Annotated in this window: 23 protein-coding genes and 1 riboswitch; of the genes, 22 read left to right on the top strand and 1 reads right to left on the bottom strand. The window is 73.0% G+C overall.

Annotation, left to right across the window (positions count from 1 at the left end; genetic code table 11):
• Positions 1-33 precede the first annotated feature (33 nt).
• The 10 genes from lon to N542_RS0115635 all read left to right on the top strand — a co-directional run bounded on the left by lon (position 34) and on the right by N542_RS0115635 (position 12009).
• Positions 34-2346, top strand: coding sequence for an endopeptidase La (gene lon / locus N542_RS0115590; protein WP_028644725.1), 2313 nt, complete (start codon positions 34-36; stop codon positions 2344-2346).
• A 132-nt stretch (positions 2347-2478) separates the two neighbouring features.
• Positions 2479-2624, top strand: a riboswitch (SAM riboswitch).
• 10 nt (positions 2625-2634) lie between these two features.
• A complete protein-coding gene (gene thrC, locus N542_RS0115595; RefSeq protein ID WP_028644726.1) occupies positions 2635-3903 on the top strand; it encodes a threonine synthase in 1269 nt (422 codons plus the stop codon).
• A gap of 22 nt (positions 3904-3925) precedes the next feature.
• On the top strand, positions 3926-4204 hold the full coding sequence (locus N542_RS0115600; RefSeq protein WP_028644727.1) for a MoaD/ThiS family protein: 279 nt from the start codon (positions 3926-3928) through the stop codon (positions 4202-4204).
• Positions 4205-4471: 267 nt separating this feature from the next.
• A complete protein-coding gene (locus N542_RS0115605; RefSeq protein WP_028644728.1) occupies positions 4472-5491 on the top strand; it encodes a LacI family DNA-binding transcriptional regulator in 1020 nt (339 codons plus the stop codon).
• 17 nt (positions 5492-5508) lie between these two features.
• Positions 5509-6366 (top strand): ATP-grasp domain-containing protein, encoded by an 858-nt coding sequence (locus N542_RS0115610; RefSeq protein WP_051551873.1) that lies wholly within the window; start codon positions 5509-5511, stop codon positions 6364-6366.
• A 201-nt stretch (positions 6367-6567) separates the two neighbouring features.
• Positions 6568-8196: a chaperonin GroEL gene (gene groL, locus N542_RS0115615; RefSeq protein WP_028644730.1), complete on the top strand. Its 1629-nt coding sequence runs from the start codon at positions 6568-6570 to the stop codon at positions 8194-8196.
• A 125-nt stretch (positions 8197-8321) separates the two neighbouring features.
• Positions 8322-10262, top strand: coding sequence for a TolB family protein (locus tag N542_RS0115620; RefSeq protein ID WP_155993133.1), 1941 nt, complete (start codon positions 8322-8324; stop codon positions 10260-10262).
• 51 nt (positions 10263-10313) lie between these two features.
• Positions 10314-10844: an RNA polymerase sigma factor gene (locus tag N542_RS0115625; protein ID WP_036508153.1), complete on the top strand. Its 531-nt coding sequence runs from the start codon at positions 10314-10316 to the stop codon at positions 10842-10844.
• The gene (locus tag N542_RS0115630; protein ID WP_028644733.1) at positions 10841-11461 is read left to right on the top strand and encodes a hypothetical protein; all 621 of its coding nucleotides are present in this window, start codon (positions 10841-10843) and stop codon (positions 11459-11461) included. Before N542_RS0115625 ends, N542_RS0115630 begins: the two co-directional genes overlap by 4 nt.
• On the top strand, positions 11461-12009 hold the full coding sequence (locus tag N542_RS0115635; RefSeq protein WP_036508155.1) for a nucleotidyltransferase family protein: 549 nt from the start codon (positions 11461-11463) through the stop codon (positions 12007-12009). Before N542_RS0115630 ends, N542_RS0115635 begins: the two co-directional genes overlap by 1 nt.
• Here the strand turns inward: N542_RS0115635 and N542_RS0115640 are convergent.
• The gene (locus N542_RS0115640; RefSeq protein WP_028644735.1) at positions 12006-12254 is read right to left on the bottom strand and encodes a DUF3253 domain-containing protein; all 249 of its coding nucleotides are present in this window, start codon (positions 12252-12254) and stop codon (positions 12006-12008) included. The two genes, N542_RS0115635 and N542_RS0115640, sit on opposite strands and share 4 nt — an antisense overlap.
• Before the next feature lie 92 nt (positions 12255-12346).
• Here N542_RS0115640 and N542_RS0115645 point away from each other — a divergent pair, with 92 nt between their 5' ends.
• From N542_RS0115645 to N542_RS0115700, 12 genes are all read left to right on the top strand, one after another.
• On the top strand, positions 12347-13189 hold the full coding sequence (locus tag N542_RS0115645; RefSeq protein ID WP_028644736.1) for an endonuclease/exonuclease/phosphatase family protein: 843 nt from the start codon (positions 12347-12349) through the stop codon (positions 13187-13189).
• A gap of 65 nt (positions 13190-13254) precedes the next feature.
• Positions 13255-14133, top strand: a complete 879-nt coding sequence (locus N542_RS0115650) for an endonuclease/exonuclease/phosphatase family protein (protein ID WP_028644737.1) — start codon at positions 13255-13257, stop codon at positions 14131-14133.
• Positions 14134-14143: 10 nt separating this feature from the next.
• The gene (locus tag N542_RS0115655; protein WP_028644738.1) at positions 14144-15025 is read left to right on the top strand and encodes an AAA family ATPase; all 882 of its coding nucleotides are present in this window, start codon (positions 14144-14146) and stop codon (positions 15023-15025) included.
• A complete protein-coding gene (locus N542_RS0115660; RefSeq protein ID WP_036508157.1) occupies positions 15025-16140 on the top strand; it encodes a vWA domain-containing protein in 1116 nt (371 codons plus the stop codon). The genes N542_RS0115655 and N542_RS0115660 overlap by 1 nt, the downstream gene beginning before the upstream one ends.
• On the top strand, positions 16133-17320 hold the full coding sequence (locus tag N542_RS0115665; RefSeq protein WP_028644740.1) for an XdhC family protein: 1188 nt from the start codon (positions 16133-16135) through the stop codon (positions 17318-17320). The genes N542_RS0115660 and N542_RS0115665 overlap by 8 nt, the downstream gene beginning before the upstream one ends.
• 198 nt (positions 17321-17518) lie before the next feature.
• A complete protein-coding gene (locus N542_RS25120) occupies positions 17519-18514 on the top strand; it encodes an LPXTG cell wall anchor domain-containing protein (protein ID WP_051551874.1) in 996 nt (331 codons plus the stop codon).
• Positions 18515-18589: 75 nt separating this feature from the next.
• Positions 18590-19822 (top strand): transcriptional regulator, encoded by a 1233-nt coding sequence (locus N542_RS0115675; RefSeq protein WP_028644741.1) that lies wholly within the window; start codon positions 18590-18592, stop codon positions 19820-19822.
• 64 nt (positions 19823-19886) lie between these two features.
• The gene (locus N542_RS26735) at positions 19887-20645 is read left to right on the top strand and encodes a GNAT family N-acetyltransferase (RefSeq protein WP_051551876.1); all 759 of its coding nucleotides are present in this window, start codon (positions 19887-19889) and stop codon (positions 20643-20645) included.
• Positions 20646-20702: 57 nt separating this feature from the next.
• Positions 20703-21455 (top strand): SDR family NAD(P)-dependent oxidoreductase, encoded by a 753-nt coding sequence (locus N542_RS25130; RefSeq protein WP_051551878.1) that lies wholly within the window; start codon positions 20703-20705, stop codon positions 21453-21455.
• Between the two features lie 90 nt (positions 21456-21545).
• Positions 21546-22031 (top strand): (2Fe-2S)-binding protein, encoded by a 486-nt coding sequence (locus N542_RS25135; protein ID WP_036508160.1) that lies wholly within the window; start codon positions 21546-21548, stop codon positions 22029-22031.
• Positions 22028-24523: a xanthine dehydrogenase family protein molybdopterin-binding subunit gene (locus N542_RS0115695; protein WP_028644742.1), complete on the top strand. Its 2496-nt coding sequence runs from the start codon at positions 22028-22030 to the stop codon at positions 24521-24523. Before N542_RS25135 ends, N542_RS0115695 begins: the two co-directional genes overlap by 4 nt.
• Positions 24520-25386, top strand: a complete 867-nt coding sequence (locus N542_RS0115700; protein ID WP_028644743.1) for an FAD binding domain-containing protein — start codon at positions 24520-24522, stop codon at positions 25384-25386. Before N542_RS0115695 ends, N542_RS0115700 begins: the two co-directional genes overlap by 4 nt.
• Positions 25387-25389 lie beyond the last annotated feature (3 nt).

A 25389-nucleotide genomic window follows, 5' to 3' on the forward strand; every position in this document is an offset into this window, starting at 1 on the left:
TCATCACTCAACTCCCATGAAGGTGAGGACATCGTGTCCACCAGTCTTCCGGTCCTGTTCGTGTCCGACCTCGTCGTGCTGCCGGGCATGGTCGTCCCACTCGCGCTCGACGAGTCCTCCCAGGCCGCCATCGACGCCGCCGGCGCCGGCTCCGACAACCAGGTCCTCGTCGCCCCGCGGCTCGAGGACCGCTACGCGTCGTACGGCGTGATCGCGACCGTCGACCGCGTCGGCCGCTTCAGCGGCGGCTCGCCCGCGGCCGTGCTCAAGGCGGGCACCCGCGCCCGCATCGGCAGCGGGGTCACCGGCCCCGGCGCCGCCCTGTGGGTCGAGGTCGAGCCCGTCGAGGACGTGGTCAGCGACCACGCCCGTGAGCTCGCGGAGGAGTACAAGCGGCTCGTCGTCGCCGTGCTCCAGCGCCGCGAGGCCTGGCAGGTCATCGACCAGGTCCACCAGATGTCCGACCCCAGCGCGATCGCGGACGCGGCCGGCTACGCGCCGTACCTCTCCATCGACCGCAAGCGCGAGCTGCTCGAGGACCCCGACGTCGAGTCCCGGCTCGAGACCCTGATCGCCTGGACCCGCGAGCACCTGGCCGAGGCCGAGCTCACCGACAAGATCGGCGAGGACGTGCGCGACGGGATGGAGAAGACCCAGCGCGAGTACCTGCTGCGTCAGCAGCTCGCCGCGATCCGCAAGGAGCTCGGCGAGGGCGAGCCCGAGGGGGCCGACGACTACCGCGCCCGGGTCGAGTCCGCCGACCTGCCCGAGTCCGTCCGCGCGGCCGCGCTCAAGGAGGTCGACAAGCTCGAGCGCTCCAGCGACCAGAGCCCCGAGACGGCCTGGATCCGCACCTGGCTCGACACCGTCCTGGAGCTGCCCTGGGGCGTGACGACCGACGACTCGACCGACCTGGTCGCGGCCCGCGCCGTCCTCGACGCCGACCACCACGGCCTGGAGGAGGTCAAGGAGCGGATCGTCGAGTACCTCGCCGTCCGGGCCCGTCGCGCCGAGCGCGGCCTGCAGGTCGTCGGCGGCCGCGGCTCCGGCGCGGTGATCCTGCTCGCCGGACCTCCCGGCGTCGGCAAGACCTCGCTCGGCGAGTCCGTCGCGCGCTCGCTCGGACGCACGTTCGTCCGGGTCGCGCTCGGTGGCGTCCGCGACGAGGCCGAGATCCGCGGCCACCGCCGGACCTACGTCGGCGCGCTGCCCGGTCGGATCGTCCGGGCTGTCAAGGAGGCCGGCTCCATGAACCCGGTCGTCCTGCTGGACGAGGTCGACAAGGTCGGCGCCGACTACCGCGGAGACCCCGCCGCGGCCCTGCTCGAGGTGCTCGACCCGGCGCAGAACCACACGTTCCGCGACCACTACCTCGAGCTCGACCTGGACCTGTCCGACGTCGTCTTCATCGCCACGGCCAACGTGGTCGAGCAGATCCCGTCGGCCCTGCTGGACCGGATGGAGCTGGTGACGCTCGACGGCTACACCGAGGACGACAAGGTGGCGATCGCTCGCGACTTCCTGCTCCCGCGCCAGCTGGAGCGGGCCGCGCTGACGGCCGACGAGGTGAGCGTCACCGACGCCGCGCTGCACGAGATCGCGGCCAACTACACCCGCGAGGCCGGCGTACGCCAGATGGAGCGGCTGCTCGCCAAGGCCCTGCGCAAGGCGGCGACCCGGCTCGCGACGGGGGAGTCGCACGTCGACATCGACGAGCCCGACCTCAAGGACCTGGTCGGTCGCCCGCGGTTCACGCCGGAGGCGCACGAGCGTACGTCGGTCCCCGGCGTCGCCACCGGCCTCGCCGTGACCGGGCTCGGCGGTGACGTGCTCTTCATCGAGGCCTCCGCCAGCGAGGGCACGACCGGCCTGACCCTGACGGGCCAGCTCGGCGACGTGATGAAGGAGTCCGCGCAGATCGCGCTGTCCTTCGTGCGCTCGCACGCCGCGCAGCTCGGGGTCGACCCGGCGTTCTTCGACCAGTCGATCCACGTGCACGTGCCGGCCGGCGCGACGCCCAAGGACGGACCCTCGGCAGGCGTCACCATGGTGACGGCGCTGACGTCGCTGGCCACCGGGCGACCGGTGCGCGGCGAGGTGGGGATGACCGGTGAGGTCACCCTCAACGGACGGGTGCTGCCGATCGGCGGCCTGAAGCAGAAGCTGCTGGCGGCTCAGCGCAACGGCCTGACCGAGGTGTTCGTGCCGCTGCGCAACGAGCCCGACCTCGACGACGTCCCCGCCGACGTCCTCGAGACGGTCACGGTGCACGTGGTGGGCGACGTCCTCGACGTGGTCCGCGGTGCGCTCGAGCCGGCGGCGGAGACGGTCACCGCCGCCGCCTGAAATTCCGGGTCGTCCGCCTCACGCATCTCTGGAGACAGGGGTGAGGCGGACGACCCGGTTGCACGTTCGCTCATGTCCCACATCGCGGAACCGATGTGCACATGGTGAGACGAGCGACGTAGAGTTCTTCTCAGCTCATCAAGAGGGACAGAGGGATACGGCCCTGTGAAGTCCCGGCAACCGCCGCGAGCCTCCGCCGCCCAGCACATCGGGATGCGGTTCGCGGAGACGGTGCCAATTCCGTCCGGCGCGAGAGTCGCAGCCGGAGAAGATGAGAAGGAGGCCTTCATGAGCGCTGTAGTTGCAGAAAAGACCACCACCCTGCGCGAGGGTGCCTTCGGCAACGCCACCAACCTAGCGTGCCGCGAGTGCGGCCACCAGGTCGAGCTCGGCCCCTTCTACGCGTGTCCGGAGTGCTTCGGCCCGCTCGAGGTCGCCTACGAGTTCGGCGCGGTGACCCGCGAGCAGATCGAGGCCGGCCCCGCCAACATCTGGCGCTACAAGGCGCTGCTGCCGGTCCCGACCGACATCGAGACCAGCCCCAACACCGAGCCGGGCTTCACCCGCCTGCTGCGCGCGACCAACCTCGGCGCCGAGCTCGGGATCACCAACCTGTGGGTCAAGGACGACTCGACCAACCCCACCAACTCCTTCAAGGACCGGGTCGTGGCGTGTGCGCTGAGCGCCGCCCGCGAGCTCGGCGCGAAGGTCTTCGCGTGCCCCTCGACGGGCAACCTGGCGAACGCCGTCGCCGCGGCCGGCGCCCGGGCCGGGATCAAGACCGTCGTCTTCATCCCGAGCAACCTCGAGCAGCCCAAGCAGGTCAACTCCGCGGTCTTCACCGAGTCGCTGGTCGCCGTCAACGGCAACTACGACGACGTCAACAAGCTCGCCTCCGAGATCGCCGGCGAGGAGGACGGCTGGGCGTTCGTCAACGTCAACGTCCGCCCGTTCTACGCCGAGGGCTCCAAGACGCTCGGCTACGAGATCGCCGAGCAGCTCGGCTGGCGGCTGCCCGACCAGGTCGTCATCCCGGTCGCGTCCGGCTCGCAGCTGACCAAGGTGCACAAGTCCTTCCAGGAGCTGGTCAAGCTCGGCCTGGTCGAGGACAAGCCGTACCGGATCTACGGCGCCCAGGCCGCGGGCTGCTCGCCCGTCTCGGTCGCCTACAAGGCCGGCGTCGACGCGATCCGCCCGGTCAAGCCGGACACCATCGCCAAGAGCCTCGCCATCGGCAACCCGGCCGACGGCATCTACGTGCTCGACATCTGCCGCGAGACCGGCGGCGCCGTCGAGGACGTCACCGACGACGAGGTCCGCGACGGCATCGTCCTGCTCGCCCGCACCGAGGGCATCTTCACCGAGACCGCCGGGGGCACCACCGTCGCGGTGCTGAAGAAGCTCGTCGAGACCGGCCAGCTCGACACCTCCCTCGAGACCGTCGTCATCAACACCGGCCACGGCCTGAAGACGCTCGACGCGGTCTCCGGCAAGGTCGGGCCGGCCGCGACCATCGAGCCGTCGTACGCCGCCTTCGCCGCCACCGGGCTGGCCTGAGAACCACCGAGAGAAGAGCCTGATGTCCGTCTCCGTCCGGATCCCGACCATCCTGCGCACCTACACCGGTGGTGACTCCGAGGTGAGCGCCACCGGCGCCACCCTGGGCGAGGTGCTCGAGGACCTCGACGCCCACTTCAGCGGGATCAAGGGGCGGATCCTCGACGAGTCCGGTGCGCTGCGCCGCTTCGTCAACGTGTACGTCGACAACGACGACGTGCGGTTCCTCGACAACCTGGACACCCCCACGCCCGACGGCACCCAGATCTCGGTGATCCCCGCCGTCGCCGGCGGCTGCTGACCGGCTGCCGATCCTGGGCAAAATCGCCCAGCAGGTCCTTGACACCTCCTTGGGTCAGGCAGCACAGTACGAAGTGGGAACGCTCCCATACGCCACGGAGCGACGAGGGGTGGACCGCGTGATGGCCTCGGACCGACGTGGTGGGAGCGCCCGGCCCGGACGGCGGTTCGTGGCCGGGCCCCGCCGTACGGCGGGCCTGGGACTCCTCGACGTCCCGGGCCCGCCGTTCGCACCTCCGCTTCCCGGGCGCCTCGGCATACTGACGCCATGACCCGACCGCCGCGCACCCGCCCGACCCTCGAGGAGGTCGCCGCCCGGGCCGGGGTCGGACGCGGTACGGCGTCGCGCGTGATCAACGGGGGCGAGAAGGTCTCCGAGCGGGCGCGGCTCGCGGTCGAGCAGGCGATCGCCGAGCTGGGCTACGTCCCCAACGCCGCGGCCCGCGCGCTGGTCACCCGCCGCACCGACGCGGTCGCCCTGGTGATCGCGGAGTCCGAGGAGCGGGTGTTCGGCGAGCCGTTCTTCGCCGGCGTCATCCGCGGCATCGGGTCCGCCCTGGCCCAGGCCGACCGGCAGCTGATCCTGCTGCTCGCCCAGGCCTCGCAGCGCCGAGGTGCGCTCGACGACTACCTCACCCGCCAGCACGTCGACGGCGTGCTGCTGCTCTCGCTCCACGACGACGACGAGCTGCCCGACCGGATCCGCGCCCACGGCGTGCCCGTCGTCGTCGGCGGTCGTCGTGGCGATGCCCGCGAGGACTTCGTGGACGTCGACAACGTGCAGGGTGCCGAGCTGGCCGTCGCGCACCTGGCCGGCATCGGACGCCGCCACATCGCCACCATCGCCGGCCCGTCCGACATGGTCGCCGGCCGCTCGCGCTTCGAGGGGTACGTCGCCGGGCTGGTCGCCGCCGACCTGCCCGTGGACGACCGCCTCGTGGTGCGTGGGGACTTCGGCCAGGGCAGCGGGGAGAAGTCGATGCGCACGCTCCTCGGTCGGGGGGTGGACGTCGACGCGGTCTTCTGCGCCAACGACCTGATGGCCGCGGGCGCGCTGCGCGCCCTCAGCGACGCGGGCCGGCGGGTGCCCGAGGACGTCGCGGTCGTGGGCTTCGAGGACGCGCCGATCGCGATGTCGACCAACCCGCCGCTGACGACCGTGCACCAGTCGCCGGAGAAGATGGGCCGCGAGATGGTCGCCATGCTGCTGGACTCGACCCGGACCCCGGGTGTCGCCCAACCGGGTCGGATGCTGTCGACGCACCTGGTCGTCCGCGGCAGCACCTAGGTCGCTAGCCTCGGCCGGTGACGCGCGTCCTCCTGGCCACCTTCAACCTGATGCCCGACGGCGAGCCCGGCGGGGACCTGCTGCTCCGCGCCCTGACCGAGCGCGGCGTGGACGCCGCGTGGGCGTGCTGGGACGACCCGGCCGTCGACTGGGCCGCCGCCGACCTGGTCGCGGTCCGGAGCACCTGGGACTACCACCGCCGCTGCCCGGAGTTCCTCGACTGGGCCACCTCGGTGGCGGCGCGGACGGTGCTGCTCAACGGCGCCGAGGTCTTCGCGTGGAACGCTGACAAGTCCTACCTGACCGACCTCGGCGACCTTCCCGTCGTGCCGACGAGCCTCCTCGACGACCGCTCCCTGGTCGCCGGTCTGCGCGAGGCGGTGGCCGCGTGGGGGACGGTCGTGGTCAAGCCCGCCACGGGAGCCGGGGGAGTCGGGCTCGTGGTCGCGGAGGGGCTCGACGACCCCTCCCTGGAGGGGCTGGTCGCGGGACCCTGGGTGGTCCAGCCGCTGGTCGGGTCGGTGCGCACGACGGGTGAGATCTCGGTCTACGTCCTCGACGGTCGGGCGGTGTCGCAGGTGGACAAGCTGCCGGCCGGTGGCGAGCTCCGGGTGCAGGAGCTGTACGGCGGCGGGACCCGGCCCGGCGTCCTCGAGCCCGAGACGGCCGCCCTCGCCGAGCGAGTGGTCGCGGTCGTCGGGTCGCGCCTCGGCGCCGACCTGTCCTACGCGCGGGTCGACCTGATGACGTACGACGAGCGGCTGGTGATCAGCGAGCTGGAGCTGATCGAGCCCGGTCTCCACCTCGACGTGCTGCCCGGCAACGCGGCCGCGTTCGCCGACCTGGTCGCGCAGCGGCTCCGCCGGCTCTCCTGAGGACGACCCCACTTCTTGCACTCGCCAGGGCCGAGTGCTAAACATGACGCTGGCACTCTCGTCATGAGAGTGACAACCGGATCGGTGCCAGTTGAGGCCCTCCGCGCCGGCGAGAAAGGGTTCGCCGGGGCCGGGTCGTCCGTCGCGGGCAACCCATCGGATCCGGATTCCCGAACTCAAGCGTGAGGAATCGCAGGAGTTATGCCCAAGCTGATTGCTTTCAATGAGGAAGCCCGGCGCGGCCTCGAGCGTGGCATGAACACGCTCGCAGACGCCGTCAAGGTCACCCTCGGTCCCAAGGGCCGCAACGTCGTGCTCGAGAAGAAGTGGGGCGCCCCCACGATCACCAACGACGGCGTCTCCATCGCCAAGGAGATCGAGCTCGAGGACCCGTACGAGAAGATCGGTGCCGAGCTCGTCAAGGAGGTCGCCAAGAAGACCGACGACGTCGCCGGCGACGGTACGACGACCGCCACGGTCCTCGCCCAGGCGATGGTCCGCGAGGGCCTGCGCAACGTGGCCGCGGGTGCGAACCCGATGGGCCTCAAGCGCGGCATCGAGGCCGCTGTCGCCGCCGTGTCGGAGCAGCTCTCCAGCATGGCGATCGACATCGAGACCAAGGAGCAGATCGCCGCGACCGCGTCGATCTCCGCCGCTGACACCACGGTCGGCGAGATCATCGCCGAGGCGATGGACAAGGTCGGCAAGGAAGGTGTCATCACCGTCGAGGAGTCGAACACCTTCGGGCTCGACCTCGAGCTGACCGAGGGCATGCGCTTCGACAAGGGCTACATCTCGGCGTACTTCGTCACTGACCCCGAGCGGATGGAGACGGTCCTCGAGGACCCCTACATCCTGATCGCGAACCAGAAGATCTCCTCGGTCAAGGACCTCCTCCCGCTCCTCGAGAAGGTCATGCAGTCCGGCAAGCCGCTGCTGATCCTCGCCGAGGACACCGACGGCGAGGCGCTGTCGACCCTGGTCGTCAACAAGATCCGTGGCACCTTCAAGTCCGTCGCCGTCAAGGCCCCGGGCTTCGGCGACCGCCGCAAGGCCATGCTGCAGGACATCGCGATCCTGACCGGCGGCCAGGTCATCTCGGAGGAGGTCGGCCTCAAGCTCGAGTCGACCAGCATCGAGCTGCTCGGCCAGGCCCGCAAGGTCGTCATCACCAAGGACGAGACCACCATCGTCGAGGGTGCCGGTGACGCCGACCAGATCGCCGGTCGGGTCAACCAGATCCGTGCCGAGATCGAGAAGTCGGACTCCGACTACGACCGCGAGAAGCTGCAGGAGCGCCTGGCCAAGCTGGCCGGTGGCGTTGCGGTCATCAAGGTCGGCGCGGCCACCGAGGTCGAGCTCAAGGAGCGCAAGCACCGCATCGAGGACGCCGTTCGCAACGCGAAGGCGGCCGTCGAGGAGGGCATCGTCGCCGGTGGCGGCGTGGCGCTCGTGCAGGCTGCGGCCACCGCGTTCGACAAGCTGGAGCTCACCGGCGACGAGGCGACGGGTGCCAACATCGTGCGCTTCGCCTCCGACGCCCCGCTCAAGCAGATCGCGATCAACGCCGGCCTCGAGGGCGGCGTCGTGGCGGAGAAGGTCCGCAACCTGCCTGCAGGCCAGGGCCTCAACGCGGCCACCGGCGAGTACGTCGACATGATCGCCTCCGGCATCATCGACCCCGCCAAGGTGACCCGCAGCGCGCTGCAGAACGCCGCCTCCATCGCGGCGCTCTTCCTCACCACCGAGGCTGTCGTCGCCGACAAGCCGGAGAAGGCCGCCCCCATGGGTGGCGACCCCTCCGGTGGCATGGGCGGCATGGACTTCTGAGTCCAGCCTCACCAGCTCCCACACAGCAGGGCCTCCGCCTCGGCGGGGGCCCTGCTGCCATGGGGGCCCCGCAACAGCACATCCGGGCCATGCCGGCGGGCGGCGACCGGACCTAGGGTCGGGGCATGACTCTCGGTGGCCCCGGTCGACGGCGTGCCCGACTGGCGGTGGCCGCCCTGGTCGGGCTGCTGCTCGCGACGGGCGGCACGTCCGCGACGGCCTCCGCGGGACCCGATCGGCGTACGCCGCAGCGCGCGGCGCCCACGGTTGTCGTGTCACCCACCGCCCGGATCCCCGGGGAGACGTTCACCGTCACGGGCACGGTCCGCGGGGGCACCTTCAAGCGCACCGTCCGCCTCCAGGGGCGCACCGGGTCGGTCTGGAGGACGCTCGCCACCACGAGGGCGAAGGGCGGGCGGTCGCTGACCTTCCGCACCTCGACACGCTCCACCGCCGTCCGGTTCACGGCGCCGAAGGTCAAGCACCGGGGCAGGTGGTACCCCGCCTTCACCACGACCGCTCGGTCCGTCGGCGTGCAGGTGCAGCGCGCGCGGCTCACGATGCCGGGCGCGGTCGTGGCCGGCTCCACCGTCCACGCCTCCGTCACGGTCACGCCGTTCCGCACCGGCCGCGCCGTGCGGCTGCAGGGTCTCGGGCCCGGCGGCTGGACCGACGTCGACAGCGCCGACCCCGGGACGACGCAGGTGGCGCTCTTCGCCTGGCTGGCCGAGTCGGGCGTCACCGCCTACCGCGTCGTCGCCGCGGCGTACCACGGCGCCCCGCTCCTGGTGTCTCCCGCGAAGCCGGTGACCGTCACGCCGCCCGCCGGCACGGTCAAGGTGTCCCAGCAGCCCGGCGGTGGCGAGTCCGACGGTGAGAGCATCCTGCCCTCGGTGTCCGACGACGGGCGCTACGTCGCCTTCCAGTCCGGGTCCTACGACCTCGGCACGGGCGACACCAGTGCCCGCACCGACGTCTACCTCCGCGACCAGCAGACCGGGATCGCCACCCGGGTGTCGACGTCCGTCACGGCCGACCCGACCGCGGCCTCGGGGGTCTATCCCGTGGTGTCCGGCGACGGGAAGTGGGTGGTGTTCTTCTCCGAGGACGCACTCGTCGCAACGGACACCAACAACGAGGACGATGTCTACCTGTGGAGCCGCCTCACCGGCACCACGACACTGGTCTCGCACGTCCCGGGTGGCTCGGCAGCGGGGAGCTCCGACAGCTGGTACCCGTCGATCTCCGCCGACGGCAGCCTGGTCGCCTACCAGACCTTCGCCAGCGACATCGTCCCGCGCGGCGACTTCCCGAACGGCAACATCGTCGTCTGGGATCGCGCCGCCGACGTCACCAGGCTGGTCTCACGCGCCGGCTCCGGGCTGGCGGGCGAGTACGCCGACGGCTACAGCAACAGCCCGGCCCTGGCTGGGGACGGGTCCGCGGTCGTCTACCAGTCGTCGTCGACCAACCTGCTCGCCACGACCGCCGGCACCGCGGGGCGCTACGACATCTACCGCCAGCCCCTGTCGGGCGGTGCCCCGAGCGGCCTGCCCAGCCTGGTCAGCCACGTGCCGGGCAGCACGACCGTCGGCGGCAACGCCGGCAGCGTCGAGCCGACCATTTCGGGGGACGGCCGGTTCGTCGCCTACGAGTCGCGCGCCACCGACCTGGTCGCCGACGGCGACACCGACAGCTCCGAGGACATCTTCCTCTGGGACGCCACGGCCCCCGCAGCCACCGCGCGGCTCACCGACGGGTCCGCGGGTCTCGACAGCGGCAACCCGCAGCTCTCCTCGGACGGCAGCACGCTGGTCTTCGAGTCCAACGTGGCCGGCCTTGTCCCCGGAGACTCGACGATCGACTACGACGTCTTCCGGTGGCGGCGTGCGAGCGGCGTGCTGGACCGCGTCTCCCGGCCGAATGCCGGCGGCGAGCCCGACGGCAACAGCCTCGACCCGTGGGTCTCCGCGGACGGCAGCACGGTCGTCTTCGACTCGGCCGCCACGGACCTGGTCGGCACCGACGTCCAGCCCTACCGGGACGTGTTCCTCTTCACGGGCTGAGGACCGGCGACGGTTTCGGCCCGCGGGCGGACATGTGACAGCGTGGACCGCGTGGACCAGAGCCGGCGGGAGCGCTTCGAGACGGTCGCGCCGGAGCTGATCGAGCCGCTGCGGCGGTTCCTCGCCCGGCGTACGGATCCGGCCACGGCCGAGGACGTGCTCGCCGAGACCCTCCTCATCTGCTGGCGCCGCGTGGCCGACCTGCCGCAGGAGCCGCTGCCGTGGGCGTACGGCGTCGCGCGCAACTGCCTGCTCAACGCCGAGCGCTCCGCCCGCCGCCAGCAGCGGGTGGCGGCGAGGATCGCCACCGTCGACCCGCCCGCCGAGGCCGTGCCGACGGCGGTCGAGCCGGACGACGACCTCGCCGCCGCCCTCCTCGCGCTGCGGCCGGCGGAGGCCGAGCTGCTCCGGCTGTGGGCGTGGGAGCAGCTGACGCCGACCGAGATCGCGGCGGTCCTCGGGATCACCCCCAACGCGGCGAGCATCCGGCTGCACCGGGCGCGCGAGAAGCTCAAGGACCAGCTGCGAAAGATCGCGGTGAGGTCCGGACATGAAGGGTCGAGAGAGGGGAGGAAGCCATGACCGACGACGACCAGCTGCAGGCCCGCCTGCAGGCGTCCGACCCGGCTGCCTCCCTCCCGCCGGCCGACCCCGCACGGGTGGCCCGACTGCTGGAGGACGTCATGGCCACCGAGCTCACCACCGAGAACCGTGAGACGGGCACCCGCAACCGCGGTCCCCTGACCTGGCTGCTCGCCGCCGCGGCCGTGCTGGTCATCGCCGGGGTCGGGTTCGCCGGCTTCCGCGCGATCAGCGACGACCCGGCCGTCAGCCCTCCGGCGGCCACGCCGACCGTCACCAGGCTCGAGGTCCCGCCCAGCGCCGGCGCGGCGAAGTGCATGGTGCCCAACGCGGAGGTCCTCGCCACCGCCGACACCGCCTTCGACGGCACCGTCACGAGCATCGTGGGTGACGACGTGACGCTGACGCCGTCGCACTGGTACGCCGGCGACGAGACCGACACGGTCGTCGTCACCGCTCCCAGCGAGCAGATGCAGCAGCTGGTCTCCGGGGTCCGGTTCCAGGCGGGCGAGCGCTACCTGGTCTCGGCGAGCAACGGCCAGGTCAGCCTCTGCGGCTTCTCGGCGGCGTACGGCGACGACCTGGCGAAGGTCTACGCCGAGGCCTTCGAGAGCTGATGCACGGCCTGCTGCTGGCCGCCGGCGCGGGCTCCCGGATGGGGATGCCCAAGGCGCTGGTGCGGGCCGAGGACGGCGAGCCGTGGCTGGTGCGCGGTGTCCGCACGCTGACCGACGGCGGCTGCGACCCGGTGACGGTCGTGCTCGGCGCCTCCGCCGACCAGGCGCTGCCGCTGCTCGACGGCGCCGGGGTGGACGTCGTGGTCGCCGCCGACTGGGCCGAGGGCATGTCGGCCTCCTTGCGCGCCGGGCTGGCCGCCCTCGCCGCCACCGACGCGGTCGCGGCGGTCGTGTCGCTGGTCGACCTGCCGGACGTCGGGCCCGAGGTCGTACGCCGCCTCGTCGCCGAGACCGACGCCGGCACGCTGAGACGGGCGTCGTACGACGGCCGGGTCGGCCATCCCGTGGTGCTCGGTCGTCAGCACTGGGCCGGCGTGCTCGCCGAGACGACCGGGGACCGCGGGGCTCGCGGCTACCTCGGCACCCACGAGGTCCAGCTCGTCGAGTGCGGCGACCTCGCCACCGGCCAGGACGTGGACGCCCGCTAGACCCGCCTGATCCGGACGGGTCCGCGCGCCGAGGCCAGGTCGACGACCTCCCCGCCCTGGGTGATCACGACGTCACCGGTGTCGACGAGCCGCTGGGCGGCGTCCCGGGCCCGGTCCATGAGGGGGCGCCACTCCGCGCCGCCCACGGCACGCGCCGCATCCGACGGGCAGATGGTCGCGCCCGGTCGGCGGGCCCCGAGGAGGTCCAGGATCGACTGCTGCAGTCGCTCGTCGACGTCACTCACCTGTCCAGTGTGACCGGTGTCGGCAACCCGTCGGCCAGTGTTGCGCCGCCGTTCAGCCGGAGGCTCCGCAACCGGGCGGCGGATGCGCTTGCGTGCCCGACGTGGACTTCCTGGCGAGCCTCCTGACGACGCTCCTGCTGGTCGTGCCGACCGGGGCGGCACCGGCCTCGCACGCGGAGCCGGAGCGGGCGGTGCCGGCCGTCATCCGCGTCGGCACCTTCAACGTCGACCGCGGCACTGGGTACGCCGCGTGGCGCCGCTCGGTCCGCTCCTTCCGGCGCCACGTCGACGTGGCGGGGCTGCAGGAGGTGAACACCGCGCGCAAGCGGCACTTCCTGGCCGACGGCGACCGGTGGGGCTACTACGCGAGGACCCCGGGACCTGACGTCAACCCCGTCATCTGGGACCGCCGCGACTTCCGCCGCACCGGTGCCGGGGCGGTGCGCCTGGCCGGGCGGCACGGGTCGTTCGCGCCGGCGTACGCCACCCTCGTGCGGCTGGTCCACCGCCGCACCGGGCAGCGCTACGCCGTCCTCGACGTCCACCTCGCCTGGGGTCACGACGCGGTCCCGCGCCGGGCCCGCCGCGCGCAGCTGGTCGGCCTCGCCCGTGCCGCCCGCCGGGAGGAGGCCGCCGGCCGGCACGTCCTGGTCGTGGGCGACTTCAACGTCAACCACCGGGCCGACCGCCGCGACGGCCGAGCGGGGTCGCCGACGCGACGGCTGCGGGCCGCCGGCCTGGTGTCGGCGTGGGACTCCGGGCGGCTGCGCGCCGGCGGCGGGTCGAGCACCCTCGGTGCCGGCTACATCGACCAGGTGTGGGCGCAGGCTCGCGCTCGAGAGGTGCGCACGGTCCGCAGGCTCTCCGGTGGGCAGCACCACCCCGTGATCGCGAGGTACGCCGTACCGGCCGGTGATCGACCCGCTCCCGGCTAGCCGGAGGCGGCACGTGTCCACCGGCACTGCTCGCATGGGTGCCCGGACCGTGGGTACCTGCGGCCATGGCTGCTGCCCTCGCCACCCTCGTCCGCGTCGTCCTCCTGGCCTCCCTGACCCTGGGTGCCCCGGTCGCGGTGCACACGCCCGCGTCGGCGGCGAGCGGCGGCTCGCGCGACCAGCTGCGGGTCGGCAGCTTCAACATCGACCGCGGCCGGAGCCTCGCGACCTGGCGTCGCACCGTGCGGGAGTTCCGTAGCCACGTCGACGTGGCCGGGCTGCAGGAGGTGACCAGCGCCGACAAGCGCCGCTTCCTGGCCGACAGCGCCGGCTGGGGCGTCTACGCCAGGAGCCCGGGCCGGGACGAGAACCCGGTGATCTGGGATCGCAGCGAGCTCCGCCTGGTCGGTGCCCGGTCGGCCCGGATCGCGCACCGGCACGGGGGGCTGCCGGCGTCGTACGCCACCGTCGTCCGGCTCGTCCACCGCGCCAGCGGCCGGCAGTACGCCGTCCTCAACGTGCACCTGGCCTGGGGCGGCGTGGCCCACGGCCGGAGGGTCCCCGGCCGCCCCGGCCGCTACCACTACTACGTGGCCCAGGTGCGCGGCCTCGCCCGGGCCGTGGAGCGAGAGCAGCGACGGCAGGGCGTGACGGTCCTGGTCGTGGGTGACTTCAACGTCGACCACCGCGACGACCGGCGGATCCGCGCGCGCAACCTGCCGATGGCCCGCCTGCACGACGTCGGCCTGAGATCGGCGTGGGACATCCGGCGGCGGTTGCCGCGCGGAGGGACCAGCACCGTGGGTGCCGGCTACATCGACAACATCTGGTCGGACGAGCGCGCACGCCGGGTCCGGACCGTCGGTCGTCTCTCGGGTGGGCAGCACCACCCGGTGATCGCGCGGTACGTCGTACCAACCGGCGGCCAACACGCCGCTGGGTAGCCTGGGTGGCATGGAGCCGTCGTCCCCCGCCGAGATCGCCGAGCGCCTCGGCGCGACCGGCTACCTGTGCGACGACGCGCTCGCGACCGTCACCTACCTGGCGCTGCGGATGGAGCGCCCGCTGCTGCTCGAGGGCGAGCCCGGGACCGGCAAGACGGCGCTGGCCGAGGCGATCGCCGAGACCCTCGGGCTGCCGCTCGTCCGGCTGCAGTGCTACGAGGGCATCGATGCCACGCAGGCCCTCTACGACTGGGACTTCCCGCGCCAGATCCTGCACCTGCGCGCGCTCGAGGCGGCCAGCAGCGGCGGCGACCAGAGCGTCGAGGAGGCCGAGAAGAGCCTGTACGACGCCCGCTTCCTGCTCGCCCGCCCGGTGCTGCAGGCGCTGCAGCAGAGCCCCGCGGTGCTGCTCGTCGACGAGGTCGACCGCGCCGACGACGAGTTCGAGGCGTTCCTGCTCGAGGTGCTCTCGACCTACCAGGTCTCCATCCCCGAGCTCGGCACCGTGCGCGCCGCGACGCCGCCGATCGTCGTGCTCACCTCCAACCGCACCCGCGAGCTGCACGACGCGCTCAAGCGGCGGTGCCTCTACCACTGGATCGACCACCCGGGCCTGGAGCGCGAGGTCGAGATCGTGCGCTCGCGCGCACCCGAGGTGTCCGCGGAGCTGCGGCGCCAGGTCGTGTCGATCGTGCAGGACCTGCGTGGCCGCGCCGACCTGCAGAAGCCGCCGGGCGTCGCCGAGACGATCGACTGGGCGCGCGCCCTGAGCTACCTCGGCACCGCCGAGATCGACCTGGAGTCGGCGTCCGCGACGCTGGGCGCGCTGGTGAAGTACCGCGAGGACGCCGACCGCGTGCGGCACGCCCTGGACCAGATGCTGCGGGCGTGATGGACCGCGGCGGCGACGAGATCCTGCTCGGGTTCACCCGCGCCCTGCGGGCGGCCGGGGTGCCGGTCACCCACGACCGCGCGCACGGGTTCCTCACGGCCGCGGCCGCCCTGGGCCTCGAGGAGCAGCGGGCGACGTACCTCGCCGGCAGAGCCACCCTCTGCGGCGGTCCCGACGACCTCGAGCGCTACGACCAGGTCTTCACGGCGTACTTCGACGGGCGCGACGGCCTGCCCCGCGCCCGGCCGGCGCAGGCCGGCGTCCCCGGGTTCTCCGGGCTGCCCGACGCCGAGGGCTCCGGCGCCGGCGAGGCCGAGGAGGACGAGGAGGTCGTCCGCGCTCGGGCCAGCGACGCGGAGGTCCTGCGCCAGCGCGACGTCGCGACGCTGTCGGCTGCCGAGCGGCACCGGCTGTCCGGCATGTTCGCCACGTTGCGCCCACACCCGCCGGTGCGCCGTACCGCGCGGCACCAGCGGTGGCACCGCGGCCAGGTCGACGCCGCCCGGACCCTGCGCTCCTCGCTGCGGCGGATGGGCGAGCCCGGCGAGATCGCCTGGCGGCGGCGCAGCCTCCGGCCGCGCCGGGTGGTGCTGCTGGTCGACGTGTCCGGCTCGATGAGCGGGTACGCCGACGCGCTGCTGCGCCTCGCGCACCGCTTCACCCAGGTCGGCCGGTCGGGCGGCGGCGTCGTGGAGACGTTCACCGTCGGCACCCGGCTCACCCACCTCACCCGCGCGATGCGGATCGGCGACCCGGAGCGGGCGCTGGTCGCGGCCGGTGAGACCGTGCCCGACTGGTCGGGAGGCACCCGGCTCGGCGAGACCCTGCGCTTCTTCCTGGACCGCTGGGGCCAGCGCGGTCTGGCCCGTGGCGCCGTCGTGGTCGTGTTCAGCGACGGCTGGGAGCGCGGCGACCCGACCCTGCTCGGTGAGCAGATGGCCCGGCTGCAGCGCGTCGCCCACCGCGTCGTGTGGGTGAACCCGCACCGGGGCAAGGCCGGCTACGAACCCGTCCAGCAGGGCGTGCTCGCGGCCCTGCCGCACTGCGACGACTTCGTCGCCGGCCACTCCCTGGCGACCTTCGCCGAGCTCTCGGAGGTGATCTCACGTGCGTGAGGTGCTGCCCGAGCTGCTGACCTGGTGGCGCGCGGGCGAGACCGTCGGCGTCGGCACGGTGGTCGCCACCTTCCAGTCCGCGCCCCGTCCTCCCGGTGCCTCGATGCTGGTCGGCCCCGACGGCACGGCCGTCGGCTCGGTCTCCGGCGGCTGCGTCGAGGGCGCCGTCTACGACCTCGCCGAGTCGGTCGTCGCGTCGGGCGATCCGGTGCTGGAGCGCTACGGCGTCTCCGACGACGACGCCTTCGCCGTCGGCCTGACCTGCGGCGGCATCCTCGACGTGTACGTCGAGCAGGTCAGCCGCGCCAGCTTCCCCCAGCTCGAGGAGATCGCCGCCGACATCGAGGCCGGTCGCCCGGTCGCCCTCGCCACGGTCATCGAGCACCCGGACCCGGCGTGGCTGGGCCGCCGGCTCGTCGTACGCCCGGACGGCGGTGGGACACCCACGGATCAGGTGCCAACGGCAGCCCCCGGCTCGACCACCGGCACGTCGGTGGGTGCCCCGACGCTCGGCTCGCCCCGCGCCGACGACGCCGTCCACGACGACGCACTCGGCCTGCTGGCCGCCGGCTCGAACGCGACGCTCACCTACGGACCCGACGGCGAGCGCCGGGGCGAGGGGATGCGGGTCTTCGTGTGGGCGTTCGCGCCCAAGCCGCGGATGCTGGTCTTCGGCGCGATCGACTTCGCCGCGGCCGTCGCGAAGGTCGGCAGCTTCCTGGGCTACCACGTGACGGTGTGCGACGCGCGGCCGGTCTTCGCCACGACCAGCCGCTTCCCCGAGGCCGACGAGGTCGTCGTCGACTGGCCGCACCGCTACCTCGCGGCGGAGGCCGAGGCGGGTCGGATCGACAGCCGCACGGTGGTCGCGGTGCTGACCCACGACCCGAAGTTCGACGTCCCGCTGCTCGAGGTCGCCCTGCGCCTGCCCGAGGTGGCGTACGTCGGGGCGATGGGCTCCCGTCGCACCCATGAGGACCGGCTCGACCGGCTGCGCGACGCCGGCGTCGACGACAAGGAGATCGACCGCCTCTCCAGCCCGATCGGGCTCGACCTCGGTGCCCGGACGCCCGAGGAGACCGCGATCAGCATCGCCGCCGAGATCGTGGCCCGGCGCTGGGGCGGCAGCGGGGAGCGGCTCGGCGGTCTCGACGGCCGGATCCACCGCGACCTGACCTGACCCCGGTCACCGGCCGGGCACGTCGGCAGGCCCCCGCAGTGTGACGCAGGTCGCCCCGGCTGTTGACCGCGCTTGGACCGCGCGTGGATCGCTCGTGGCTGGGCGGTGCCTACCGTGAGGTGACGGCCGAACGGATGCGGCTGGCACGTCGGATCCGGGGGGATCAGCAAGATGGGTTCGCACGTTCGAGGGGCGCGGATGACCGCGCTCCGCGCAGTACTGAGTGTCCTGCTCCTGTCGGTCGCGACCGTCGCCGGGGTGGCCGCCGTCCAGGGCGCCGCCGGCGCCGAGGTCGACGACGGCGTCGTGTCGCTCGCCTGGAGCGACGGTGCCTGGACCATCCACCTGGCGGGTCCGGAGGCGTGGGAGGTCAAGCTCATCACGCCCGCGCCGCAGGAGATCGCGTGCGGGCAGAACGCCCGGCCCTGCACCGGCACGAGCTACACGTTCGTCTCGCAGGCCGACTGCATCACGGTGCAGGTGGACTGGCGCGACGGGGCGCACAACTCCTCGGATCCCAGCGCCTGCAAGCCGGACGCCACCGAGTCACCGAGCGAGTCGCCGTCGGAGTCGCCGAGCGAGACGCCCTCGGAGTCGCCGAGCGAGACGCCCTCGGAGTCGCCGTCGGAGTCACCGCCGGTGACGCCCTCGGGCTCGCCGCCGGCGTCGCCGTCCGAGACGCCGTCCGAGACCCCGTCGGAGACCCCGAGCGAGACCCCGTCGGAGACGCCGAGCGAGACCCCGTCGGAGTCGCCGAGCGAGACCCCGTCGGAGTCGCCGAGCGAGACGCCGTCGGAGACGCCGAGCGAGACACCGTCGGAGACGCCGAGCGAGACACCGTCGGAGACGCCGAGCGAGACCCCGTCCGAGACCCCGTCGGAGACCCCGAGCGAGACCCCGTCCGAGACCCCGTCCGAGACCCCGTCCGAGACGCCGACTCAGACGCCGACCTCGGACCCGACCCAGTCGCCGGTGTCGCCGGCGAAGGTGCCGACCTCGGCGCCGCCTGCCTCGGCGGCGGCTCCCGCGGAGCCGCCGACATCCGCTGGTCCGGCGGCCCCGGTCGAGGCGGCTCGGCCGCCCGCCCTCCTGCCCGACACCGGCGGGGTCCGGGTCGGGCTGCTGGCCCTCGCCGGCCTGGCGCTCGCGGTCGGTGCGGCCCTCGTCGTGATCGGGCGTCGACGCAGCTCCTGACCCCCGTGATCGCTGTGTGACCTACGTCACCGGCGCGGTGCTACCTTGGGCCGCGACCGAGCATCGGAGGTGTCCATGGCACGCACTGAGCTGCAGGCGCGGCGGCTGGAAGCAGTCCGCGCCTGGACCTCCTTCGTGGAGCGCGGCGACGAGGCGGTCGACCAGGTCCGCCCCGAGATCCTCACCAGCTGGACCCGCTCCGAGGCCTCCATCCCCGCCGACGTGGCCGAGGCCCCGCTGGCCGACGAGGCCGAGACCGCGGCGTACTGGCAGAGCTCGCCGCTCCAGACCGCCGTCGAGCGGGTCGAGGCGGAGCTGCGTCGTACGGCCGAGGACGGCGACCTCGTCGTCGCGGTCACCGACCCCGACACCCGCATCCTGTGGACGTACGGCGGCCGGGTGATGCGCCGCAAGGCCGAGACGGTCAACTTCGTGGCCGGCGGGAGGTGGGACGACCTGAGCGTCGGCACCAACGCCCTCGACCTGGCCAACCGCAGCGGGGCCGCCGAGATGGTCTTCAGCGCCGAGCACTACGCCTCGATCGTCCACAACTGGGTCTGCTGGGCGGCGCCCGTGCACGACCCGGTGACCGGCACCCAGCTCGGCGTGATCGACCTGTCGACGTCGTGGGACCGCAGCCACCCGATCGGTCTCGCGACCGCGCGCGTGATGGCCCGGCTGATCGAGACCGCGATGCCGCTCTCGCACCAGTACGCCGTCCTCGACCAGCTCGACGAGAGCTCCGAGCCGGGCCTGGTGCTGCGCCTGCTCGGCACCGCGGAGACCTGGCTCGACGGCCAGCGGCTGCTGCTCAACCGGCGCCAGACCGAGGTCCTGGCGCTGCTCGCGATGCACCCGGAGGGGCTGTCGCTCGAGCACCTCCACGCCCTCGTGTACGGCGACCAGGCGGTCACCACCTCGACCCTCAAGGCGGAGGTCTCGCACCTGCGCTCCTCGCTCGGCGGTCAGCTCGCCTCCCGGCCCTACCGGCTCACGATGCCGGTCTCCACCGACGTCGACCTCGTCCTCACCCTCCTGCGCCGCGGTCGCGTCGCGGCCGCCGTCGACGCGTACGGCGGCGACCTGCTGCCCGGCACCAACTCGCCGGCCCTCACCGAGCTCGCCGAGCTCGTCGCCGTCGCCGTCCGTGAGGCGCTGCTCGCCGATCCCGACCCCGACGCGGTGATCCGCTACGGCGAGCGAGCGCCGTACGACACGGAGGTCGTCGAGGTCTGTCTCGCCCGGCTGCCCGACGGGCATCCCGCCATCCCGCTGCTCAAGGGCCGGCTCGCTGCGGCGTCACGCTGACCGATTCCGCCCCGGTCGCCGGGCGTCCGTGGAAGTCTCGACCTCGACGGAGCCGGGGGAGACGATGGACGACGCAGAGCTCGAGCGGGTGCGAGCGCACCTGGGCACGGTCCTCGCGACCCTGGCGGCCCGGATCGGCGCGGTCGCCGATGCCGGACCCGGCTGGTGGATCGGCCTCACCGGCGGCGTCGCGCCGGAGCTCAACCTGGCGCTGCTGACGACCCCCGACGTCGAGACGCTCGACGGCACCCTGGCGATCGTCGAGGACGCCGGCCTGGCAGCGCTGGTGCTGCTGGCCGGTCCGGGGCGTGGGCTGGCCGACCGGCTCGGGTCGCCGTGGGCCACCCTTCCGGCGGTCGCGGTGATGACCCGCGACCTCACGACCGGCCCCCGCGACGCCCCCGACCGCCGCGTCCGGCAGGCCGGACCGGCGGACGCCGAGGTCGTCGCCGACCTGGTCGCCGCGGCGCACTCGCTGACCGCCGACGACACGGCCATCACGGTGGCCGCGGCGCTGCCCGGTGGTGTGGTGCGGGCATGGCTGCTGGAGGAGGACGGGCTGGCCGTCTCGGCGGTCGTCTCCGGACACCTGGACGACGCGGTGTCCCTCTGGGCCCTGTCGACCCCGCCCGCGTTCGCGGGGCGCGGCTACGGCCGGGCACTGCTCGCGGGCGTGCTGGCCCAGTCCCGTGCCGACGGGGCTCGGCTCGGGATGCTTGCTGCCACTCCGGCGGGAGTCCCTCTCTACGAGGCCAGCGGCTGGCGCATCGTGGAGGAGTGGGACCTCGTCACCAACGCCGGCTCAGCTCCGCCCCTGGGCTGACGCCCGCCGGCCTTCGCCGCGCTCGACCCGTCGGTCGCGGCGGCTACCGTCGCTCCGGTGGAGATCCGCTACACCCTCGCGCTGGTGACTGGTGCCGGCGGCGGGCTGGGTCGCGAGCTCGCCGTCGCACTGGCGCGGCTGGGCGCGGCCATCCTGGTCGCCGACCGGGACCTCCCGGCGGCCGAGCAGACCGTCGAGCTGGTGCGGGCGGCTCGGGTGCGGGGCTGGGCGGTGCAGGCCGACCTGGCCGACGAGGCCGACGTACGGATGCTGGCGGCCCGGGCCGCTGACCTCGGTGGCGCCGACATCCTCCTCAACAACGCCGGCGGCTGGACCGAGGGGCCCGCGCAGTACCCCTACGCCCCCGACCTGGCGTGGTCGCGGACCCTCGACCTCAACCTGCGCTCGCCGATGCTCCTCACCCGCCTCTTCCTCGACGCTCTCGGCGAGCGGCGCGGACGGCTGGGAGTGGGTGCTGTCGTCAACGTCGGCTCCAGTGCCGGTCTCGAGCCTGGCGGCTACGGCTCGCCGGAGTACGCCGTGGCGAAGGCCGGCCTGGTCCGGCTGACCACCGCGCTGGGGGACCCGGAGACCGCGGCCCGCGCCCGGGTGATGGCCGTGGTGCCGGGCTGGGTGGGCCTGCCGCGGGCGCAGGAGCAGTGGGCCGAGCTGACGGAGGCCGAGCGGGCCGCCCTCCCGCCGCTCATCGACCCCGGCGAGGTGGTCCGCAGCGTCGTCCACCTGCTCCGTCGCGGTGCGGCGGGGGAGGTGGTCGAGCTCGCCGGCGACCGGGCGGCCCGCGGGCGCTGAACGGGCCTACCTTCCGCCAACCGCAGGATCCCTAGCGTGACCGGCACCACAGCAGGTCTACCCAGCATCGTGTCTGGCAAGGGAGCCTCCATGACCCGGATCAGCCTCACCGTCGACGGCGCCTCGGTGTCCGACGACGTCGAACCCCGCTTGCTGCTCGTGCAGTACCTGCGCGAGCGTCTCGGCAAGACCGGCACCGTCATCGGGTGCGACACCAGCAACTGCGGTGCCTGCACGGTGCACCTCGACGGCACCAGCGTGAAGTCGTGCAACGTGCTCGCCGTCCAGGCCGACGGCGCCGAGGTCACGACGATCGAGGGGCTCGCGCGGACCGTGGGGGGCGACGACGGCCTGCACCCGGTGCAGGAGGCCTTCCGCGAGTGCCACGGTCTGCAGTGCGGCTTCTGCACCCCGGGGATGATCATGCAGAGCGTCGACCTGCTGAAGAACAACCCCAAGCCCACCGAGGAGGAGATCCGGCTCGGGCTCGAGGGCAACCTCTGTCGCTGCACCGGCTACCACAACATCGTCAAGGCCGTGCAGCACGCGTCCGGTCAGGCGGAGGTGACGGCATGACCGCCACGCAGGAGCGCCCGTCCGACGCGATCGAGAAGGAGATCGGCCGCGACCGTCGCCGCAAGGAGGACCAGCGGCTGATCACCGGTCGCACCCGGTGGACCGACAACATCGTGCTGCCCGGGATGCTGCACCTGGCGATGGTGCGCAGCCCCTTCGCGCACGCCACGATCACCAGCATCGAGACCGCGGACGCCAAGGCGTCGACCAACGTCGTCGACGTGCTCACCGGCGCCGACTTCGGCGCCGAGCTGGGCGCGATCATCAACGCCTGGCCGATCACCCCCGACCAGGTCACCCCCGCGCACTCCCCGATGCCCGCCGACCGGGTCGCCTTCGCGGGCGAGATCGTCGCCGTCGTGATCGCCCGTACGGCGGCCGAGGCCCGCGACGCGGCCGAGCTCGTGGAGGTCGAGTACGACGAGCTGCCCGCCGCCCTGGACCTCAAGAGGTCGGCCGCCGACGAGGTGCTCGCGCACCCTGACCTGGGCACCAACAAGTCGGCGCTGTGGGTCTTCGACTCCGCCGAGGCCGGCACCGGCGGCAACGTCGACGAGGCGATCGCCAAGGCGCGCACCGACGGCATCGTGATCGAGCGCGAGTACCGCCAGCAGCGGCTGATCCCGGCCTTCATGGAGCCGCGCAGCGTCGTGGTCGACCCCACCGGTGAGCAGTACACGATGTGGTCGGCCACCCAGATCCCGCACATCGTCCGGTTCGCGCTGGCCGCGACGACCGGTGTGCCCGAGTCCAAGATCCGCGTCATCGCCCCCGACGTCGGTGGTGGCTTCGGCGGCAAGCTGCAGGTGACGCCGGAGGAGTGGATCGCGTGGGCGGTCGGGCGTCGGCTCGGCAAGCCGGTCAAGTACACCGAGACCCGGTCCGAGTCGCTGATGAGCGCCCACCACGGTCGCGACCAGTGGCAGAAGCTCACCCTGGCGGCCGAGAAGGACGGCACCGTCACCGGGCTCAAGGTCGAGCTGCTCGCCGACCTCGGCGCGTACGTCGCCATCGTCGGCGGCGGCGTGCCCGTGCTGGGTGCGTTCATGTTCAACTCGATCTACAAGTTCCCGGCGTACCACTTCGCCGTCCAGACCGTGCTCACCAACAAGGCCTGGACCGACGCCTACCGCGGCGCCGGGCGACCGGAGGCGACGTACGCCATCGAGCGGCTGATGTCGGAGCTCGCCGCGGAGCTGGGCGTCGACCCGCTCGAGGTCCGCGAGAAGAACTGGATCAAGCACGAGGAGTTCCCGTTCACCACGGTCGCGGGGCTGGAGTACGACTCCGGCAACTACGAGGCGGCGACCGCCAAGGCCAAGGAGATGTTCGGGTACGACGAGTTGCGCGCGGAGCAGATGGCGCGCCGCGCCTCCGGTGACACGGTGCAGCTCGGCATCGGCATCTCCACCTTCACCGAGATGTGCGGCCTGGCCCCGAGCCGGGTGCTCGGCCAGCTCGACTACGGCGCCGGCGGCTGGGAGCACGCGGAGGTGCGGATGCTGGCCACCGGCACGGTCGAGGTCATCACCGGAGCGTCGGCGCACGGCCAGGGCCACGAGACGGCGTTCAGCCAGATCGTGGCCGACCGGCTCGGCGTCCCGTTCGAGAGCGTCGAGGTGCTGCACGGCGACACGCAGGTCTCCCACAAGGGGCTGGACACCTACGGATCGAGGTCGCTGGTCGTCGGCGGCGAGGCCCTGGTCAAGGCGGCCGACAAGGTCGTCGAGAAGGCCAAGCCGATCGCCGCGCACCTGCTCGAGGCGTCGGTCGATGACATCGAGTTCTCGCAGGGCCGCTTCTCGGTGCGCGGCACCGACCAGGGTCTGGCGATCACCGACATCGCCGGCGCCGTCTTCGCCGCCCACAACCTCCCGGACGGGGTGGAGCCGAGCATCGACTCCGAGGCGACGTACGACCCGGTGAACTTCAACTACCCGCACGGCACCCACCTCTGCGCGATGGAGGTGGACACCGAGACGGGTGCGGTCAAGATGCGCAAGTACGTCTGCGTCGACGACATCGGCAACATCGTCAACCCGCTCATCGTCTCGGGCCAGGTGCACGGCGGGCTGGTGCAGGGCATCGCGCAGGCGCTGTGGGAGGAGGCCGTGTACGACGACTCCGGCACCCTGGTGTCCGGCTCGTTCGTCGACTACCTGCTGCCGACCGCGGCCGACACGATCAGCTTCGACATCGGGCACACGACGACGCCGTCGCTGACGAACACGCTCGGCACGAAGGGCGTCGGCGAGGCCGGCACCATCGCCTCGACGCCGGCCGTCGTCAACGCGGTCGTCGACGCCGTACGCCACCTCGGGGTCGACGACATCCAGATGCCGTGCACCCCCGAGCGGGTGTGGAAGGCGATCAACGGGCCCGGGTCCGGCGGCTCGACCGAGGGCGCGGCCATGCCGCACTTCGAGTCCGGCGGCGCGGCGGGCAACCAGGAGCAACCCGGCACGGCGAGCACGGATGGAGCTGGATCATGATCCCCGCAGCGTTCGACTACGTCGCGCCGACCACGGTCGAGGACGCCCTCGCGGCGCTCGCGCAGTACGGCGACGAGGCCAAGATCATCGCCGGTGGGCAGAGCCTGCTGCCGGTGCTGCGGATGCGGCTCAACGCGCCCGAGTGGATCATCGACCTGGGTCGGATCGAGTCGCTGCGCGGTGTCCGCGACGACGGCGACGCGATCGTGATCGGTGCGATGACCCCGCACGTCGTGGTCGGCTCCGACCCGCTCGTGGCCGAGCACGCCTCGCTGGTCGCGAAGGCGGTGGAGCATCTCGCCGACGCGCAGGTGCGGCACCGTGGCACCTTCGGCGGCGCGCTCGCGCACGCCGACCCCGCGGGTGACCTCGGGGCGCCTGCGTTGGCGCTGGGTGCGGAGTTCGTCATCGCCGGGTCCGGTGGCACCCGGACCGTGGCGGCCGACGACTTCTTCGTCGACCTCTTCGAGACCGCGATCGGGGAGGACGAGATCCTCACCGAGGTCCGGATCCCGAAGCGCACCGGGTGGGGAGCGACGTACGAGAAGTTCGTGCGGGTGGCCCACCAGTGGCCGATCGTCGCGGTCGCCGCGACCGTGCGGGTCGAGGGCCAGGCCGGCGACCGGGTCTTCGCGGAGGCCCGCATCGGGCTCACCAACATGGGCAGCACGCCGCTGCGCGCCCGGGCCGTCGAGGACGCGCTCGTCGGGCAGCCGGTGACCGACGACGCCGTACGCACGGCCGCCGCGCTGGCCGCCGACGGCACCAATCCGCCCTCCGACCTCAACGGCGACGCGGACTACCGGCGACACCTGGCGACCGTGCTGACTCGGCGCGCGGTGCTCGACGCGGCCGGGGCCTGATCG

The organism is Nocardioides sp. URHA0020 (genome assembly GCF_000620705.1).
Taxonomy (GTDB): Bacteria; Actinomycetota; Actinomycetes; order Propionibacteriales; family Nocardioidaceae; genus Nocardioides.